Genomic DNA, 19648 nt, shown 5'->3' with positions numbered 1-19648 from the left:
GGCACCCGGAAGGTTCCGCTTAGTGCTGCTTCGTTCCCGACCTGACACGGTTCACAGATTTCCGTCGCGTGAGACCCGGATATCAACGTCACTTACCAAGGGCAGCTCTGCCAGCTGTCGCCCTCCGCGCAATATCACCCCTGCTATAGCGGACTGCAGGTACAAGGCACCGCTACCGCCCCGGCTGCACGAGTCTATATTTTACCCTGTTTTTGTGAAAATGTCAATGGATGAGGCGCAGGATTTCCGTGTCCGGCGCTCGTATCAAATTGGCTGGGATTAAATTGACTTTTCCCGGGAACCGGGATAAAATAAACTGACGAATAAAAATGAAAAACAGGAGGAATTTGGAAAGATGATAAAGCTCTACGACAAAGGCGTTTATCTTGTGAACGACACAGAGATCATGGAAGATGCGGCCGCAGTGCAGCAGAAGACCGGACAGGCCGTGACCCAGGAAGAAGCAGCAACGCAGACCATGGCATACAATATACTGAAGGACCATAATACCTCCGGAAATATGGAACGCCTTCAGATCAAATTCGATAAACTGACCTCCCACGACATCACATTCGTGGGAATTATCCAGACAGCCAGAGCATCGGGCCTGGAGAAATTCCCGGTTCCCTATGTACTGACCAACTGCCACAACTCCCTTTGTGCAGTGGGCGGAACCATCAACGAGGATGACCATATGTTCGGCCTCACATGCGCAAAGAAGTACGGCGGTGTGTATGTACCTCCTCACCAGGCAGTCATCCATCAGTTTGCCCGGGAGATGCTGGCCGGCGGCGGCAGAATGATCCTTGGATCTGACAGCCACACCAGATATGGCGCTCTGGGAACTATGGCCATGGGCGAGGGCGGACCAGAGCTTGTAAAACAGCTTCTTGGCAAGACCTACGACATTAAGATGCCCGGCGTCATTGGCATTTACCTGGACGGAGAGCCCATCAAGGGCGTAGGCCCCCAGGATGTGGCTCTGGCGATCATTGGCGCTACATTTGCAAATGGCTATGTGAACAACAAAGTCATGGAGTTCGTGGGCCCCGGCGTGGACAAGCTGAGCGCAGATTTCCGTATTGGCATTGACGTTATGACCACAGAGACCACCTGTCTGTCCTCCATCTGGAAGACTGACGAGACCATCCGCGAGTTCTTTGAGATCCACGGCCGTCCGGAGGACTACAAGGAACTGAATCCAGGTGCAGTGGCCTACTATGACGGCATGGTGTACGTGAACCTGAGCGAGATCCGTCCCATGATCGCCATGCCTTTCCATCCTTCTAATGTATATACGATTGACGAGGTCAACGCCAACTTAAAGGATGTGCTCCACGATGTAGAGCAGAAAGCTCTTGTCAGCCTGGACGGCGTGGTGGACTACTCCCTCCAGAACAAGATCGTGGACGGAAAACTCTACGTGGACCAGGGCATCATCGCCGGATGCGCCGGTGGCGGGTTTGAAAATATCTGCGCCGCGGCTGATATCATCCGCGGAAAATATATCGGCGCCGACGAGTTTACATTCAGTGTATACCCGGCAAGTACGCCTATCTACATGGAACTTGTAAAGAACGGTGCGGTGGCAGACCTTATGGAGGCGGGAACCATTGTGAAGACAGCTTTCTGCGGTCCCTGCTTTGGCGCGGGAGACACACCGGCCAACAATGCCTTCTCCATCCGCCACTCCACAAGGAACTTCCCCAACAGGGAGGGATCCAAGCTGCAGAGCGGACAGATCGCTTCCGTGGCTCTTATGGACGCCCGTTCCATCGCTGCCACAGCGGCAAACAAAGGTTTCCTCACACCGGCTACGGCCATGGATGTGGAATACAAAGGCCCCAAATATCACTTTGATCAGAAGATTTATGCAAATCGCGTGTTTGACAGCCACGGTGTGGCAGATCCTTCTGTGGAGATCAAGTTCGGCCCCAACATCAAGGACTGGCCTGAGATGTCTGCCCTTCCGGAGAATCTGATCCTGAAGGTGGTGTCCGAGATCCATGATCCGGTTACCACGACAGATGAGCTGATCCCCTCCGGCGAGACGTCATCCTACCGCTCCAACCCGCTGGGACTTGCAGAATTTGCCCTCTCAAGAAAAGATCCTGCCTATGTAGGCCGGGCAAAAGAAGTGCAGAAAGCCCAGAAAGCCATTGAGGCGGGCGAGTGTCCGCTGGATGCCCTGGAGGAGTTAAAGCCTGTCATGGCAAAGATCCAGGAGACATACCCGGAAGTGGGCAAGGGAAATATCGGCGTGGGCAGCACTATCTTCGCTGTGAAGCCGGGAGACGGATCCGCAAGAGAGCAGGCTGCGTCCTGCCAGAAGGTGCTGGGCGGCTGGGCCAATATCGCTATCGAGTACGCTACAAAGAGATACCGCTCCAACCTTATCAACTGGGGTATGCTTCCGCTTCTTACAAAAGAGGATCATCAGAACCTGAGCTTTAAGAACGGCGACTACATCTTCGTTCCGGACATCCGCAAGGCTGTGGAGGAAAAGGCAGATGTGATCAAGGCATACCTGGTGGGAGACAGCTTGAAAGAGCTGGAGTTCACTATGGGCGACCTGACAGATACAGAAAGAGAGATCATCCTGAAAGGATGCCTCATCAACTACTACAGGGGATAAAGCTGAAAAGGCAGCCTGGAAAATGCAGTGCAGACAGCTCCGTGTCAGACAAAAAGATCTGGCCGGGGCTGTTTTTATACAGGAAGAGAGAACGGAAGACAAAATATTTTCTGTAAATATATTTTTCATGCAACAAAATAGCTCTGGAAAGCATCTTATATATAAAAGAGGCAGACAGGCTGATACGAGGGAGGAAATAGTATGAAGTGTGATGCGGAAGGCTTTGCCGCCATGTACAGTACCGTATATATGGATATGTACCGTTTCGCACTCTGCATGATGAAGAGTTCCCACGACGCGGAGGATGCCGTCAGTGAGGCGGTGGTGAAGGCCTATGAGAGCATTGGTACCCTGCGCAGCGAGGAAGCGTTCAAAAGCTGGATCTTTACGATCCTGGCCAATACATGCAGAACAAAATGGCGGCGGCAGGAAAGGGAGCAGAAAAAGGCAGAGCTGTCTTTCTTTACAGAGGAAGACGCGGCCGCCCCGGAATGGGAGAAGGCGGTGGACGTGAGAAATGCCTTTGCCATCCTGACTGAAGAAGAACAGATCATTGTGGGGCTGTCTGTGTTCGGCGGCTACACAAGTGAAGAGATCGGGGAGGCTCTTAAGAAGAGCCCTTCCACAGTGCGGTCAAAAATGAGCAGGGCTCTGGCCAAAATGAGCCTCATACTGAAGGAGTAGGAAAGGAGAGATCTGCATGGAAAAGAAAGAACAGGAAATGCTTGAAAAGATACGGTCTGCTTCAGAAGAACTCCAGGTACCAGAGGCGCTGGAGCCTGAGCGTGTGAAGGAGATGCTTGAAAGGCGGGAAAGAGAAAAGAAGGAGAGCAAAGGAAACTCCCGGGGATTTCGGCGTTCCATCCAGGGCCGTCAGATCGCGGCTCTGGCGGCAGGGCTGGCGGCGGTGTGCCTGGCGGGAGCGGCCTACACCCTGAGCGTTCGGGAAGGCAGCGCAGATCCTGTGGGTGATTTCTTTGCTCTGCCAGACGAATCCGGCGGCGCAGACGAGGAGACGAAAGAGACAGAGGTCGGGGAACTGGTGGCAGCTAAGAGCTATGATGATATCTATGCGTATCTGGAGGAATATCAGGAAAACCACGAAGTGGATGAGTCAGGCGGGATTCGCGGATTTCAGGCGGAGTCCCGGGACGCAGCAGCGGGAGATGTGGCTTCTGGTTCTGCTGCCCCTTACGTGACAGAGAGCGCTGCGACCGGAGCTGACAGCGGGACATCGTCTTACGCCGGCAGTTATTCGGATACCAACATCCGGCAGGAGGGCGTGGGCGAGGGGGATATAGTGAAGACGGACGGACGATACCTTTACACGCTCAGCGGTGATGGAGAGATTACGATCGTAGATACAGAGGGGGGAATGAAAGAGGCCGGAATCATCAGCGAGGACAGACAGATCCTGGAGTTCTATGTGGCAGACGGCAGGCTCATGCTCCTCACCGATGCAGTGGACGATTGTGCGCTGGATGAGGAGGAGACCGGCGGGGATGTGGCTTACCCGGAAATCGACTATTACAGCGTAAGCAGCGGAACAGCTCTTGTCACCTATGATATCTCTGACATAGGGCAGCCCAGGAAGGTGGGGGAAGTGACCCAGAGCGGGACATATCAGTCTTCCCGCATGGTGGATGATTATCTCTATGTGTTTACTTCATTTTCTCCGAATATGCTTGCCGGGCAGGAACAGAGGGAGGACTACATTCCCCGGGCAGGGGGGAGTCTCATAGGTGAGGGCTCCATTTACCTTCCGGAGACAGAGAGTCCTTCACAGTACCTGGTCATGACATCTACAGATATAAAGGCGCCGGATCGGATCGCCGACAGCAAGGCCCTGTTTGCAGGGTACGGAGAACTCTACGTGAGCAATGAAAATATTTACTGGTATGAAATCACTTCCTGGGACGCAGGACTGAGACTGGAGAAGGGCACTGTGATCCACAAAATTTCATACGGGGAGGGCAAGCTGGAGGCAGTGGGCAAGGGCACTGTGCCGGGCACCATAGACGACTCCTTTTCCATAGACGAGTATGAGGGAAATCTGCGGGTGGTGACCACAGACAGAAATGGCAACGGACTCTATATACTGGACCCGGATCTGAAGGAAATAGGGCGCATCAACAATCTGGCAAAAGATGAGCAGGTTTACTCCGCCAGGCTGATGGGAGACACAGGGTATTTTGTCACATTCAGAAATACAGATCCCCTCTTTTCCGTGGATCTGTCTGACCCGGAAAATCCAGAAATACTGGGTGAGCTGAAGATCCCCGGCTTCTCTGAGTACCTGCATCCATACGGGGAGGGACTTCTCCTTGGCATTGGCATGGATGCAGACGAAGAGACAGGAGTTACAGGGGGCGTGAAGCTGAGTATGTTCAACATCAGCGATCCCTCGGATGTGAAAGAAGAGCACACGCTGGTCCTGGAAAATGTCTACAGCGCGGACGTGTTCTATGACTACAAGGCGATTCTCATTGACCCGGAGAGGAATATGATCGGATTTTCCGCGTACAAGGGGGCGCAGGAAAAGTACTTTGTGTTTTCCTATGACCCGGATCAGGGGTTTACATGCCTGATGGAGGAGCAGATCAACGGGGATGGCCAGAGAGTGTCCAGGGGTCTGTACATAGAAAATGTACTCTACGTAGTCAAGGGAAATATTATAGAGGCATATGGTATGGATGACTATAAGAAAATAGATGACATCATCCTGTAGAGAAACAGATAAAAAGAGAGTGCGCGGATCAAAGATCAGCGCACTCTCTTTTTCAGGACAGGCCCAAATGCCACTGCAAGGGCGATCTTGACAGCGTCTCCGGGGAGATAGGGGATGACACCGGTGAACAGCCCTGCTGTGAAGCTTAAGTTCAGCTGGAAACAGAGCCAGGCTGTGCCAAAGGCGTAGGTCACCGCCATACCCAGCACCATGCCCACTGTACAGGCACTCCGCTTCCAGTGGAAATGCTCGGCAAAGAGCCCGCCGATCACAGTCAGGAAGAGGAACCCGATCAGGTATCCGCCGGTTGGGCCTGCAAATTTCCCGACGCCGCCGGAAAATCCGGAAAAGACAGGAAGCCCGCACAGTCCCAGCAGAAGATAGATGATAAAGCTGGCTGTAGCCTTTTTCCATCCCAACAGGAAGATGGAGATCTCCAGCACGAAATTCGTCAGGGTCAGAGGGACAGGGCTGAAGGGAATCGGAATGGACATGGGAGCCAGTATACAGGTGACAGCGGTCATAAGAGCGGTAAGGACCAGGCTCTGTGTGGAGAGCCGGGAGGCGGACGACGCCTGATTGTTGGTTGAAGACATGGTATGTGATCCTCCTTCCATGGCGCTGCAGGGGGCAGCGCTGTGATAAAAACTGATTGAAGTATATAATAAAAATGAGGAAATTGTCAACTTTATTTTTGCAATTAGTTAACAATTCGGGGAGATGAAAAGATCTAATTATCAGAAATATTTAATACAATTAGAAAATTATAAATTAATTTAAAGAAAAAGAATAAATAGCGTTGACAAATAAAAGCGCAGGTGCTATCATATAGTCAATCCAAAAAGAGATCTAATCCAAAATAAAACTTCTGACGAGAAAGGAAGTTTTAAATGAAAAAGGAAAGATCTCAAAGCATAAATATTATGTATTTCATATGTCGGTGAGATATATAGTATTTACAGGGAAATCAAACGGAAGGAGGCTTAATCCATTGGACAATTCAGAATTTCATTTTCCATATGTCAGTGGTATGGCAGCAGACAGTTCCCAAAGAATAAGCCTTTATGATAGAAGGACCGATAAAGTTTTATAAGGAAAATGATCGGAGTGTACAATATATCGGTATAAAAGATAATCGATAGAGCTGCAGACATATCGGAACAGATACCACATATAGTTCAAAGATATTAGAAGATGCGTGAAGAAGCATCGAATAATATATCGGAATTTATATCAGGGAGCTGTATAAAATATAAGTTATAGAAGGAATAGCTCAATATGGTTACAGACATAGTTATCGTAATAAGGGATGAGGCTGTAACAGCAACGGCTATAGATATTATAATAACTGAGGATGTATTTTATACAGGTGATTATGAGGGCGATATAAATAAGTGATTTTGGAGATCTTGATCCGAACTTTGAGTTATAAATGTTCGAAGGGAAAGAGCAAAGGCTGGGAACCTGATCATCGACATTCATCCTCCGAGATAATATAAAAAATGATAAAATTTCATAAAAGATAGCCACTATGACCAATAAAAGGATCGTAGTGGCTATTTTTGTGATATATTTTGACATTGACTACCCTGTATGATACACTAAAAGAGTTAAAATATATACATTGCTATATAGAAACATATTTGTTGAGGTGAGAATATTGGATAAATATGAATATCGGGTTAAAACAGAGCAGATGCTTGAATACATGGAAAAAAAGCAGTACAAGAAAGCCATGGAGATCGCTGACACGATCGACTGGCGCCGCGTAAAAAATGCATCTATGCTCAACAATGTGAGTGAGATTTATGAATATAACGGGGAGTATCAGAAGAGCAGGGATGTATTGTTCATGGCCTACGACAGGGCTCCGGGGAGCAGGAAGACCGTGTACAGGCTGGGAACACTTGCTTTGAAGATCAATGACACAGATGAGGCTTCGGACTGCTATGAAGAGTTTGTGAGACTGGCTCCGAAAGATCCCAATCAGTTCATCTTAAAATATAAAATACTGAAGGCCCGCCGAGCCCCTCTGTCTGAGCAGATCGAGGCTCTTGAAGATTTCAAGAAGGCAGAGTATGTAGAGAAATGGGCCTATGAGCTGGCAAAACTTTACCATGAGGCCGGTATGACTGCCGAGTGCCTGGAGGAGTGTGATGACCTGATCCTCTGGTTCAGTGAAGGGAAATATGTCTATCAGGCCATGGAACTGAAGATGAAATATAAGCCCCTGACTCCGCTTCAGCAGGAGAAGTACGACAGCATGCGGGGCGTATCTTCCCATGTCTCCCGCAGAGACGCTGCGGCAGAGGATGAAGTCCTTGAAGAGGAGGAGGCCGAAGACACCGCAGAAGAGGCGGAAGAGACAGCCATGGAGGAAGATGTGCAGGAAACTTTTGAGCAGAGAGCTCCGGAGACTTCCGGTACCATTGACGCTGAGACAAGGGAGATCCGTCTGGATGAGCTCCGGGCTGCCAGAGAGCAGGCTGCCGCGGCTGGCGCGGCTGTGGAAGAGACGGCTCGTGAACCGGAAGATCCTGACAGGAGCCAGAAGAAGGTCAAAGAAGAATCCCCCATCCGCAAAACCGTCAAGGGTGCTACGCTGGCGGAGGCGTTGGCCAACGGCGTTAAGGTTGCCAGCGGTATTGACATCGAGGATATTGAGAAGAAAGCAAGCCCCAAGCGGGATGAAGATATGCGCATCACAGGCCAGATGAAGATAGAGGAGATCCTGGCAGCCTGGGAGGCAAAACAGAAGGACAATGCCGAGGCCATTGAGGCCCAGAAAAAGCGGGATGAAGAGAAACTTGCCGAGAGGAAGCGGGAGGCTCAGCGCCGCCGTGAGGAGGAGGCAAGAAGGATAGAAGAACAGCAGCGAGCTGCCGAGGAGGCCAGAAGGATCGCAGAGCAGAAAGCTGCCGAGGAGGCCAGAAGGCTGGCAGAAGAGCAGGCGGAGCAGGAGAGACTTCTTGCAAAGCAGCGGGCTGATGAGGAAAAACGCCTTGCCCGCCAAAAGGCCGAAGAAGAGGAGGCGCTTTTGGATCGCATCGCTTCCGGTCAGGTGACTGCAGAACTGAAGGAAGCAGTAAAGAATGCATCTGCTCCTGAGGAAGAGGCAGAAGAGGAAGAAATTGTTGAGGCAGAGCTGACAGAAGAAGCTGCCGTAACAGAAGAAGCCGACTACGAGGAAGTTCCGGAAGAAGATGCATATGAGGAGGCTGACTACGAGGAGGCCCCGGAAGAAGATGCATATGAGGAGGCCGACTACGAGGAAGCGGCGGAAGATGCATATGAGGAAGATGACTATGAGGAGCCTGCGGCAGAGGAGGAGCCGGAAGAGAAAGAGGAAACTCTGGCTACTGGCATGACTGCGGACCTGAGACAGCTTATGGAAGAGCTGGAGGCAGAGGAGAAGCAGTCCGGCAAAAAGGACGAAGCCACAGACTTTGACGATGAATTCCAGGCTGCTTTTGCAGAAGAGTCCTATGAGGAAGCTGATCTGGAGGATGAGTACGACTACGAAGAAGCGGACTTTGAGGATGAAGATGACTACGAGGCGTCCGATTTCAAAGACGGGGAAGACTACGAGGAAGACAGCTTTGATGAGGAAGACTATGACGAGGATGGCTTCGACGAGGACAGCTTCGATGAGGACGGCTATGAGGAAGAAGACTACGATGAGGATGACCTTGTAGATGACTATGAAGACTATGATGATATAGACGAAGAAGACTACGAGGACGATTTCTTTGATGAGGAAGAGGAAGAGGAAGAGATTCCAGAAGAGCCCGAGCCTAAGCTGACAAGAAAAGAGAAGCGCGCACAGAAGAGGGCAGAGAAAGAGGCTGCCAGACAGGCCAGAAAGACAGAGGAGCTTGTCATCGAAGAGCCTACGGAGGAGGAGATCCAGAGACGGATCCAGAAAGGGAAAGGCGGCGTGCCTTTTGACACCGGGTTTGTGGTGACAGGGCGCTATGACCTGAGCGCCACCAGTGAGATCGGCCTGAAGGCGGGACTTACTGAGGAGCAGAAGCAGCTCTTCTCCTATTTCGTTCCTGTCCGGGGCATGAGCGAGCAGATTGTGGAAGTGCTGGACAATGACCGCAGAGAGCGCAGGAACGGCACATCCCGCACCGGCAATATCCTGGTCATCGGACATAAAGGATCCGGCAAGACGGTCCTTGCTGTGGATATGGTAAAGGCTATCCAGAAGCAGAGGAACCTGAAGCAGGGCAAGGTGGCCATTGTGACAGGCGAGTCGCTGAACAAGAAAGATATCCCGAATATCATCCAGAAGCTCAGAGGCGGCGCCATCATCATTGAGAAGGCAGGAAAACTCAATGCAAGGACAGTTCGGGAGCTGAACATCCTGATGGAGAAGAAGACCGGAGAGCTGCTGTTTGTGCTGGAGGACCAGAAGAAGGCGCTGGAGAGACTCTTTACAGCCAATCCGGAGTTTAAGAAGAAATTTACATCCAGGCTGGAGCTTCCTGTATTTATCAACGATGAGCTGGTTACATTCGGGCAGACATATGCCAAGGAGAATGGATATAAGCTGGATGAGATGGGAATCCTGGCGCTGTACAGCCGGATCGATGTGATGCAGAGAGAAGATCACGCAGTGTCTGTGGCAGAGGTAAAGGAGATCATGGATGCGGCCATCGAACATTCCCAGAAGGCAAATGTGAAACATCTGGCCCGGAGAATGTTCCGCAAAGGAACGGACGAATCCGATCGGATTATCCTGAAGGAAGACGATTTTAGGATCTAAAAACTGTATAAAATGTATAAAAAAGAAAGAGTTTTGACAAAAATGATTGTTCAAAACTCTTTCTTTTTGTGGGGTGATAAAGTATAATAGATGTATTAGAAATTGAACATGAGAGGGTGAAATCATGGCAGTAAAGAAGAACATAAAACCTTATGAGATAGGGGAACTTGACCATTATCTGTTCGGGCAGGGGAACCATTATGAGATATACAGAAAGCTCGGCGCCCACCGTGTGAAGGACAAAGATCAGGAGGGTGTCTATTTTGCTGTCTGGGCTCCCCACGCCGAGTCTGTCTCTGTGGTAGGTGATTTCAATAACTGGGACAGAGAGGCGAATCCTATGGATAGGGGAGAGCCGCTGGGGATTTACACCTGCTTTGTGCCGGACCTTCCGGAGATGTCATTGTACAAGTACTGCATTAAGACCTACAAAGGGGAATATATCCTGAAAGCAGATCCTTTTGCAAATTATGCAGAAAAGCGCCCGGGAACTGCATCCAGAGTGGTGGATCTGTCCCGGATCAGCTGGTCTGACGGCGACTGGATGGAAAACCGCAGGTCGTGGGACCACACAAAAGAGCCCATGTCGATCTACGAAGTACACATCGGATCCTGGAAGAAACACCCGCTGACAGAAGATGATGAGGACGGATTTTACAATTACCGTGAATTCGCCAGGGAGATTGTAAAATACATCAAATATATGGGGTATACCCATATTGAGATCATGGGGATTGCAGAGCATCCCTTTGACGGTTCCTGGGGCTACCAGGTGACAGGATACTTTGCTCCTACATCCAGGTATGGAACGCCGGAGGATTTTGCCTGGATGATCAATTACCTGCACAGGAACAAGATCGGCGTGATCCTGGACTGGGTTCCTGCCCATTTCCCGAGAGATGCTCACGGACTTGCCGACTTTGACGGGACGCCTACTTTTGAGTATGCGGACCCGAGAAAAGGGGAGCATCCGGACTGGGGGACGAAGATTTTTGACTACGGCAAGAATGAAGTGCAGAATTTCCTGATTTCAAATGCCCTGTTCTGGATTGAAAATTATCATGTGGACGGGCTTCGCGTGGATGCGGTGGCTTCCATGCTTTATCTGGATTACGGAAAGCAGGACGGACAGTGGGTCGCCAACAAGTACGGCGGCAACAAGAACCTGGAGGCTATAGGGTTTTTCAAACATCTGAACTCGGTTGTTTTGGGAAGGAATCCCGGGGCAGTGATGATTGCAGAGGAGTCCACGGCCTGGCCGAAAGTGACGGGAGATGTGGAGGACGATGGACTGGGCTTCAGCCTGAAGTGGAATATGGGCTGGATGCATGACTTTACTGAATATATGAAACTTGATCCCTACTTCCGCAAGGGGGCTCACAATCTGATGACGTTTGCAATGAGCTACGCCTACAGTGAGAAATATATCCTTGTGCTGTCCCACGATGAGGTGGTGCATCTGAAGTGTTCTATGCTCAACAAGATGCCCGGACTTGGATTTGATAAATACGCCAACCTGAAGGCGGGATATGCGTTTATGATGGGACATGCCGGGAAGAAGCTGCTCTTCATGGGCCAGGAGTTCGCCCAGCTGAGAGAGTGGAGCGAGAAGAGGGAAATTGACTGGTTCCTCCTCGCGGAGCCGGAGCATCAGGCTGTTCAGAACTGGATGCGTGATCTGCTCCACCTGTACAAGAAAAACAGAGCCCTGTACGACCAGGATGACACCTGGGAAGGATTTGAGTGGATCAATGCGGACGACAGGGACAGGAGCATTTACAGTTTTATGCGCCATGCAAAGGGGGGGAAGAAAAACCTTCTCTTTGTCATCAATTTCACGCCCATGGCCAGAGATGACTATCGCGTGGGCGTTCCCAGAAGAAAGCAGTACAAGCTGGTTATGAACAGCGACGACCTGCAGTATGGCGGAAAGGGCGAAGTCAGGCCGAAGATCTATAAGGCTGTGAAGTCTGAGTGTGACGGGCGACCGTACTCGTTTGCCTACAAGCTGCCTCCCTACGGAGTGGCAATCTTTGAATTTTAAAGAAAGTTGTGATAAGATTTACGGGCGGAGGGAATATCCCTTCCGCCTGTATTTTATGCAGGAGAAAAGGAAAGGAGACACAGGAATGCGTCTGAGAAATATACCCAGAGCAGAGGGTGTACTGGAAGCCCACGACAAGGTGATTAAAAACGAGAAGGAGTACAAGGGGCAGTGGAAGGCTGTCTTTGGAAATGAACATCCCGTTTATATAGAGATCGGAATGGGAAAAGGGCAGTTCCTCACCGAGATGGCGGCCCGGCATCCCGAGAGGAATTACATTGGCATTGAGAGATATTCCAGCGTCCTTCTGCGGGCAGTGGAGAGGCTGGATAAGCTGGAAGAGGAAAAGAAAAGCGAGCAGGAGGGGGGCGCCCGTCTCCTGGAAAATATACGGTTTATCTGCATGGATGCGGCAGAAATCGGGGAGGTGTTTGAAAAAGGGGAAGTCAAAGGGATCTACCTGAACTTTTCTGATCCGTGGCCCAAGAAGAGGCATGCAAGAAGGCGGCTCACATCAAAAGAATTTTTTGCCAGATACGACCAGGTGCTGGCGCCGGAGGGCCAGGTGGAATTCAAGACCGACAACCAGGATCTGTTCCAGTTTTCTCTGGAGCAGGCGGATGAAGCAGGATGGAGAGTGCTTATGAGCACCTGGGATCTCCACGCAGATCCGGCCATGAACCAGGGAAATGTGATGACGGAGTATGAGAAAAAATTTTCGGCAAAGGGCAATCCGATCTGCAAGATGATTGCGGGCAGGTGAAGATAAGGAACCTTTCTGCATAGTATATAGAGAGAAGATCTTGCGAAGGAGACTGGCATATGGGAAGGAGAAGACCGGGAGGAGTATCCAGGTGGAGCTGTGTGATGTACCGGCTCAGAAGGAAGAACTGCTTTGTTGACTGCTTTCACAGATCTATGCATGAAGTGTACCGCATACTCAATCCCAGATGCTGACCCGGGAGAGCGGAAAGGATGTCCTGATGTATCACCTGACAGAGGAGAATTTTGATATAGAAGTCCTGAAAGAAACAGGGGCTGTAGTTGTCATGTTTTACGAAAAATGGTGTCCGAAATGTTCCATGACAAGACCTGTTGTGGAGGAGCTGGAACAAAAATACAGAGGAAAGATCAAGTTTTGTGAAGCGGAATTGTCGGAGACGCCCCACCTTGCAGCATCATATGGGGCGGACATCGTGCCCACCTTTCTGTTTGTGAAAAAAGGCGAGGTAAAAGCCTCTATGAAAGGCGTGGTGGGAGAAAAAATACTGGAGAAGAGAATGAAGGAACTGCTCTGACAGGGCGGTTCCTTTCTTTATTCTTCATCCATTTTTAAGAAAAGTTTCGTGTACAATCCGGCCGGAATGTGTTATATTGGGTACGGTGAAAGGTAGCGCCGCCGTGTGATGGCGCTGCATCGGCCAGAAAATAATTAAAAAGGGAGACAAGGTTTTAAAACCGCAAGAGTATGAAGATGAAAAAAGTTTTGCCGCTTCTGATGGCGGCGGTAATGGTGACAGCCGGCATGCCTATGGCAGTATCTGCCTCGGAGACAGGAGATACTGTACAGGATGCGGGGAGTACAGAGACAGGAACATCTGGAACAGACAGTACAGGCGCGGCCTCCGGCACTTCTGGGGAAACAGGCGCTCAGACCGGTACAGGCAGCGGCGACAGCGGAACTGCGGCTGATGGAACACAGCAGGGCGGCAGCACGGATACATCCGGGACCGTAGATGGAACAGAAACCACAGACGGCACAGAGACAGACGACGGGCAGCAGACAGAGGACGCTGCAGATGAGAATACAGATGCAGCAGAAGAAGAGGAAGACACAGATGAGGGAAATACTGACAGCGGAAAGGTAGTTACACTTGGCGAGAACCTGAATGAGGAGCAGCGGGCTTCCATGTACGAGTATTTTGGAACTACCCCGGAGGAGGTGGAGACCATTGTTGTCACCCACGCCGACGAGGTGCAGTATATGGAAGGCATTGCCACAGATGAACAGATCGGACCTACCACAAACAGCTGTGCCTATGTAGAGCCCACAGAATCAGGTGGGATCAAAGTGAAGACAGCCAACCTGAATTTCGTGACAAGCGCCATGATCGCCAGCACACTGACTACAGCGGGCATGGAGAACTGCAATGTCATTGCGGCATGTCCTTTTGAGGTGTCCGGAACCGGCGCCCTGACAGGCATTATCATGGCTTACGAGACGGCCAGCGGCGAGAACCTGGACGAGGGCCAGAAGGAAGCTGCTATGGAGGAGCTTGTGACAACAGGAGAGCTTGCTGACAGCGTGGGACAGGAGAAAGCCACAGAGGTCATGAAGGATGTCAAGACAGAGGTGCTCGACGAGGGACTTACAGAGCCGGAAGAGATCGGCGAGGCTGTTGATAATATAGCGGAAGAAAATGAGATTACACTGACAGACGACCAGAGAGCACAGGTGGTTGCTCTGATGGAGAAGATTTCCCAGTATGACTACGATGTGAACGCGTTAAAAGACACACTGGACAATCTGACAGGCGATGACGGCATGCTGTCCAATATCTGGAACTCAGTAAAGACTTTCTTCGTAGGGTCAGATGACGGTATCCTGAGCGGAACAAACGATGAGGCGCTGGGATCTGATGTCATCACGGACAGTACAGTCAATGAGGGCGGCTTTAAAGACGGCCTGTTTACAAGAATCAAGAATTTTTTCACAGGTGAATAATATTGTAAAAGCGGACGTAATACTTTTTAAAAGTATTACGTCCGCTTTTACATGTACTGGTGTGCTATTGTGTCTCCATATCCATGCTGTTGTCTCTTTTGTCTGCGCTTCCCTGACAATTCTTCTTGGACAACCAGGAATTCTCTGCCTTTGACAGACTATTCGCATACCCAAAATGAACAGACGCTATACCACTACATTTTAGGGCGGATAGAAGAGGAATATGTCCGGCGGAAAACAGGTAAATGAGAAGAATAAAAGCACTGCAAGGAGCCATCCCAGAAAGACGAGCATGGGGTCTGCCTGGCGGAATTTCCGGAATAAGTGGCCGGATATGACGTAGGAAAAGCAGACGCCTGTCAGAAAGAGCAGGATATCGGCCGCAAGGAAATTCCTCCCCAGGACAAAAGTGTACAGATAGTAGAGGACAACGATCATTGTCATGCCCGCTGTGATGCCGGCCAGCCTGGCGCCGAAAAGCGCACAGGGATTGGGGTGGCGGATAAGAAACTCAATGACAGTTAAAAGCAGTATGGGGAAGAAAAGGAGCTTTAAATGCTCCCACACAGATTCGTTGACGGGAGAAATGAGCGCGGCAAAAGGATTTTCGCCGGAAAAGTCATACAGAAAATGAAAGACGCTTCCAAGGAGCGCCGCTGAGAGCATATAGGGGAAATCTCTCCGTCTGCATATCTGAAGCAATGCCTGTCCCTCCTTTGCCGCCGCAGGAAAATGCAGCAGATTATATTTATATAAAGTATATATATGCGGATATAAAGAAAAAAAGAAGAAACACTCGCTACTAAGTAGTGTTGATAGTAGGATTGAGGATTTCATCTTCGGGTGGAGCGCTGGATACATATTGACCTAAGTCAGTTTGAAGATGACTGGCCAATAACGAAACGGAAAGAACCAGTAAATATGATGAAAACCGTGGTAGTTACATGGATGCGGAGGGGAACTATGTTTATACCACATGGGAAAAGATAGGCAAGCGGTGGGTGAGAATGCAGAATGGGTGATCATGCTGGATAGAGATGATTACAACGTGGATCTGCAGTACCGTTATCAGGAGGAAAACACGGATCCGCAGGTGGAAAAACTCCTGAAGCTTATGGCACAGCTGACAGAATCCCAGATCAATCTCATCTATGACCATTTCGGTGCAGGAAAGCAGCTTAAGGAAATCTGCAATGAAGAGAATGCTGCAAATGGTACCAACAAGAAGCTCCTTTTATCTGTCTACAGGTATCTTCCTGTCACGCTCTGTGCATTCGCCTTAATCTCTTCCGGCGTTCCGGCTGCCACAATCCGCCCGCCGCTCTCCCCGCCGCCGGGGCCCATGTCGATGACGTAGTCTGCGCTGCGGATCACGTCCAGGTCGTGCTCAATGACAATGATAGTGGCGCCCTGGCTGATGAGTGTCTGGAAGACGAGAAGGAGGGTCTGCACGTCCAGAGGGTGGAGGCCGATGGTGGGCTCGTCAAAGACAAAGACGGAGTCCCTCTGGGGGCGGCCCATCTCGCTGGCCAGTTTCAGCCGCTGGGCCTCTCCGCCGGAGAGCCCCGGGGTCTCCTCGCCCAGAGTCAGGTAGCCAAGTCCCAGGTCTTTTAAGATCTGCAGACGCTGACTGACGTTTTTCAGATGACAGCAGACATCCAGTGCGGTGTTCACATCCATGGCCATCAGCTCCGGCAGAGAGAAGGACTTCCCCTCTTTGTTCGCATATCGGATCTGTGCGGCCTCCTTGCTGTACCGGGAACCCCGGCATCCGGGGCAGGTGACTTCCACATCCGGCAGGAACTGCACGTCCAGACTGATGACGCCGGTGCCGTCGCAGACCGGACAGCGCAGCTTCCCTGTGTTGTAGGAAAAGTCCCCTGCCTTGTAGCCGGCTTCTTTTGCGCCCGGTGTCCTGGCAAATGTCTTCCGTAGCTCATCGTGGACATTGGCGTAGGTGGCTACGGTGGAGCGGATGTTGATGCCGATGGGGGTGGCGTCGATGAGTTTTACCTGTCCGATCCCATCCACCTCAAGGGAACGCACGTGTTCCGGCAGTTTTCTGCCCTTGATCTGTGCCTCCAGGGCGGGGATCAGGCTCTCCAGGATGAGGGTGGTCTTGCCGGAGCCGGATACGCCGGTGACAGCAGTGAGCCGTCCTTTTGGGATGTCTGCCTCCAGCGGCTTTACGGTGTGGATGGAACCGGTGGAGAGGTGGATGCGGCCGTGGGAGAACATGTCAGAGGCCGGAGCCTGCTCCCGCCGGAAGCCGTCTGCCCTGCCGGCCAGGAAGGGGCCGATCATGGAGCCGGGATCTGCCATGATCTGGGGAATACTGCCCTGAGCGATGACATGGCCGCCCTTCAGGCCGGCCTCCGGGCCCATTTCCACAATCCAGTCGGCCTCTGACAGGATCTGTGTGTCATGGTCTACCAGTACGATGGAATTGCCGTCTGCTATGAGGTCGTGCATAACCCCTTTCAGCCCTTCGATGTTGGCGGGGTGCAGGCCGATGGAGGGCTCGTCCAGCACGTAGAGCACACCGGTGGTGCGGTTGCGGACGGCCCGGGCCAGCTGCATCCGCTGGCGCTCCCCGGTGGAGAGGGTGGAGGAAGCGCGGTCCAGGGAAAGGTAGCCAAGGCCCAGGTCCATGAGCCGCCGGGCGGGGATGTGGAAGGACTCGCAGATACTCTCTGCCATGGGGCGCATCTCCTCCGGCAGGGAGGCGGGGACACCGGACACCCAGCCAGCCAGATCCACAAGTGGCATCCGGCACACCTCATCCAGGGAGCAGCCCCGCAGCCGGGGCGCTCTTGCTTTTTGGGAGAGTCGGGTCCCGCCGCAGTCCGGGCAGACTTCTTCCTTTAAGAATTTTTCCACCCGTTTCATGCCTTTTTCGTCTTTTACTTTGGAAAGGGCGTTCTCCACAGTGTACACAGCATTGAAATAAGTAAAATCAAGCTCTGCTGCCTGGTTGGAGCTTTTTGCCTTGTAGAGGATATGTTTTTTCTCGGCAGGCCCGTTGTAGACAATGTCCTTCTCCCTGTCTGTCAGCTGGCAGAAGGGCACGTCCGTGCGCACTCCCATCTCCCGGCAGACGTCGGTCATAAGCGACCACATAAGGGAGTTCCAGGGGGCCACGGCGCCCTGGTCGATGGTGAGGGTTTCGTCCGGTACAAGGGTGGAGCGGTCCACTGTCCGGACGGTTCCGGTCCCGTCACAGGAAGGGCAGGCCCCCTGGCTGTTGAAAGCCAGTTCTTCTGCAGAGGGAGCGTAGAAGGAGGCGCCGCAGTCCGGGCAGACCAGCTCCTGCTCGGCGGCCACTTTCAGGGTAGGCGGCAGGCAGCAGCCGCAGGACGGACAGCGGTGGCTGGCCAGTCTGGAGAACATGAGCCGGAGGCTGTTCAGAAGTTCGCTGCCGGTCCCGAAGGTGCTGCGGATGCCGGGGACAGCCGGGCGCTGGTGGAGGGCCAGAGCCGCCGGCACGTAGAGCACGTCGTCCACATCAGCTTTGGCCGCCTGGGTCATCCTGCGCCTTGTGTAGGTGGAGAGGGCGTCCAGATACCGCCGGGACCCTTCCGCGTAGAGGACGCCCAGGGCCAGGGAGGATTTGCCGGAGCCGGACACGCCGGCGATCCCTACAATCTTGTTCAGAGGGATATCTACATCTATATTTTTCAGATTGTGGACCCGGGCGCCCCGTATCTTCATCTTGTCTATCATCTGTCATCATTTCCTTTCTGAGGTGGTTCTGTATTATAGTATAATCCAATCTGAGACAGGAAAAAAGTGTTATTAAAATAACATAAAAAAATCTGTTGTAAATAAAAAACATTCATTATAAAATGTATTTAACAGACAATAATAAGAAAATCATATAAAAATCAGACGAGGAGGAATGTGTATGCTCAAAAATAAAGTGGCAATTGTGACAGGAGGAACCCGCGGAATTGGATATGCAACGGTTGAGAAGTTCCTGGAAAACGGGGCAAAGGTTGTCTTGTTCGGCTCCCGCCAGGAGACAGTTGACAAAGCCCTGGCATCTCTGAAAGCGGAAAACCCGGCATGGGAAGTGTACGGCGCCTGGCCGGATCTGGCGGATGCCGAGGCGGTGGCCCGGGAGATCGGAAAGGTCAAAGAGACATTGGGAAAAATCGATATCCTGGTAAACAATGCCGGCATGTCGGACAGCACACCTATTGACAACTACACGGCACAGCAGTTTGCAAAAGTGATGCAGTTAAATGTAAGCGCCATGATGAACTGCATCATGCCCACAGTGAAAATCATGAAAGAGCAGGGAGGCGGATGCATCCTGAATACCAGCTCCATGGTCAGCATCTGTGGACAGCCCTCGGGCGTGGCTTACCCCACAAGCAAATCTGCCGTGAACGGACTTACCTGGTCCCTGGCAAGGGAGCTTGGCCCAAGCCGCATCCGGGTCAACGCTGTGGCGCCGGGTATTACAAAGACAGACATGGTGGCGGCGCTCCCCAAGGAGATGATAGATCCTCTGATCAACGCCATTCCCCTGCGCCGGGTAGGCGAGCCGGAAGACATTGCCAATGCTTTCCTTTTCCTGGCCAGCGATATGGCCTCCTATGTGACAGGAGAGATCTTATCTGTGGACGGGGCGATGAGGACGTAGAAGAGACAATTGAGAGAACATAAAAGGGAGGCTTGATTTTTCAAGCCTCCCTGCTCTTGTCTATGATCACCAGTTTTGTCGATCACTCCCGGCAGTT

The 19648-nt window shown here is 51.6% G+C and carries 14 protein-coding genes and 1 other RNA gene; 11 read left to right on the top strand and 4 right to left on the bottom strand.

Going from position 1 to position 19648, the window contains the following annotated elements:
- Positions 1-192, bottom strand: an RNA gene (gene ffs, locus Q5911_RS10355) — signal recognition particle sRNA large type; the annotation flags it as partial.
- 163 nt (positions 193-355) lie between these two features.
- Here ffs and Q5911_RS10350 point away from each other — a divergent pair.
- The 3 genes from Q5911_RS10350 to Q5911_RS10340 all read left to right on the top strand — a co-directional run bounded on the left by Q5911_RS10350 (position 356) and on the right by Q5911_RS10340 (position 5363).
- Positions 356-2635 carry a hydratase gene (locus Q5911_RS10350; RefSeq protein ID WP_303182632.1) on the top strand — a complete coding sequence of 760 codons (2280 nt, stop codon included), beginning with the start codon at positions 356-358 and terminating at the stop codon, positions 2633-2635.
- A 201-nt stretch (positions 2636-2836) separates the two neighbouring features.
- Entirely contained in the window at positions 2837-3319 is a 483-nt protein-coding gene (locus tag Q5911_RS10345; RefSeq protein ID WP_076779670.1) for an RNA polymerase sigma factor, read from the top strand.
- 16 nt (positions 3320-3335) lie between these two features.
- Positions 3336-5363, top strand: coding sequence for a beta-propeller domain-containing protein (locus Q5911_RS10340; protein WP_303182631.1), 2028 nt, complete (start codon positions 3336-3338; stop codon positions 5361-5363).
- 35 nt (positions 5364-5398) lie between these two features.
- On the opposite strand, the gene Q5911_RS10335 is transcribed toward Q5911_RS10340, so the two are convergent.
- Positions 5399-5959, bottom strand: a complete 561-nt coding sequence (locus Q5911_RS10335; protein ID WP_303182630.1) for a biotin transporter BioY — start codon at positions 5957-5959, stop codon at positions 5399-5401.
- A gap of 1112 nt (positions 5960-7071) precedes the next feature.
- Here Q5911_RS10335 and Q5911_RS10330 point away from each other — a divergent pair.
- From Q5911_RS10330 to Q5911_RS10305, 6 genes are all read left to right on the top strand, one after another.
- Positions 7072-10134, top strand: a complete 3063-nt coding sequence (locus Q5911_RS10330; protein WP_303182629.1) for a hypothetical protein — start codon at positions 7072-7074, stop codon at positions 10132-10134.
- Between the two features lie 124 nt (positions 10135-10258).
- Positions 10259-12178, top strand: coding sequence for a 1,4-alpha-glucan branching protein GlgB (gene glgB / locus Q5911_RS10325; protein ID WP_076779664.1), 1920 nt, complete (start codon positions 10259-10261; stop codon positions 12176-12178).
- Between the two features lie 85 nt (positions 12179-12263).
- Positions 12264-12941: a tRNA (guanosine(46)-N7)-methyltransferase TrmB gene (gene trmB / locus Q5911_RS10320; protein WP_303182628.1), complete on the top strand. Its 678-nt coding sequence runs from the start codon at positions 12264-12266 to the stop codon at positions 12939-12941.
- A 59-nt stretch (positions 12942-13000) separates the two neighbouring features.
- Positions 13001-13135, top strand: a complete 135-nt coding sequence (locus Q5911_RS10315) for a hypothetical protein (protein WP_264176908.1) — start codon at positions 13001-13003, stop codon at positions 13133-13135.
- Positions 13136-13161: 26 nt separating this feature from the next.
- Entirely contained in the window at positions 13162-13476 is a 315-nt protein-coding gene (locus tag Q5911_RS10310) for a thioredoxin family protein (protein WP_076781091.1), read from the top strand.
- A 176-nt stretch (positions 13477-13652) separates the two neighbouring features.
- Positions 13653-14903: a DUF1002 domain-containing protein gene (locus tag Q5911_RS10305; RefSeq protein WP_303182627.1), complete on the top strand. Its 1251-nt coding sequence runs from the start codon at positions 13653-13655 to the stop codon at positions 14901-14903.
- Positions 14904-15104: 201 nt separating this feature from the next.
- Here Q5911_RS10305 and Q5911_RS10300 read toward each other — a convergent pair whose 3' ends face one another.
- Positions 15105-15605, bottom strand: a complete 501-nt coding sequence (locus tag Q5911_RS10300; RefSeq protein WP_083582580.1) for a DUF6512 family protein — start codon at positions 15603-15605, stop codon at positions 15105-15107.
- A 274-nt stretch (positions 15606-15879) separates the two neighbouring features.
- Here Q5911_RS10300 and Q5911_RS10295 point away from each other — a divergent pair, with 274 nt between their 5' ends.
- A complete protein-coding gene (locus Q5911_RS10295; protein WP_157888455.1) occupies positions 15880-16260 on the top strand; it encodes a hypothetical protein in 381 nt (126 codons plus the stop codon).
- Here Q5911_RS10295 and Q5911_RS10290 read toward each other — a convergent pair.
- Positions 16146-18626, bottom strand: coding sequence for an excinuclease ABC subunit UvrA (locus Q5911_RS10290; protein ID WP_303182626.1), 2481 nt, complete (start codon positions 18624-18626; stop codon positions 16146-16148). The genes Q5911_RS10295 and Q5911_RS10290 overlap by 115 nt on opposite strands.
- A 181-nt stretch (positions 18627-18807) precedes the next feature.
- Here Q5911_RS10290 and Q5911_RS10285 point away from each other — a divergent pair, with 181 nt between their 5' ends.
- Positions 18808-19551: an SDR family NAD(P)-dependent oxidoreductase gene (locus tag Q5911_RS10285; RefSeq protein WP_076779655.1), complete on the top strand. Its 744-nt coding sequence runs from the start codon at positions 18808-18810 to the stop codon at positions 19549-19551.
- The last annotated feature ends 97 nt before the right edge of the window (positions 19552-19648 follow it).

This window comes from Lachnoclostridium phocaeense, from assembly GCF_959599685.1.
Lineage (GTDB): Bacteria > Bacillota > Clostridia > Lachnospirales > Lachnospiraceae > Claveliimonas > Claveliimonas monacensis.
Note: the sequence above shows the minus strand (reverse complement) of the source record. Positions and strands in the feature narration are given on the sequence as shown.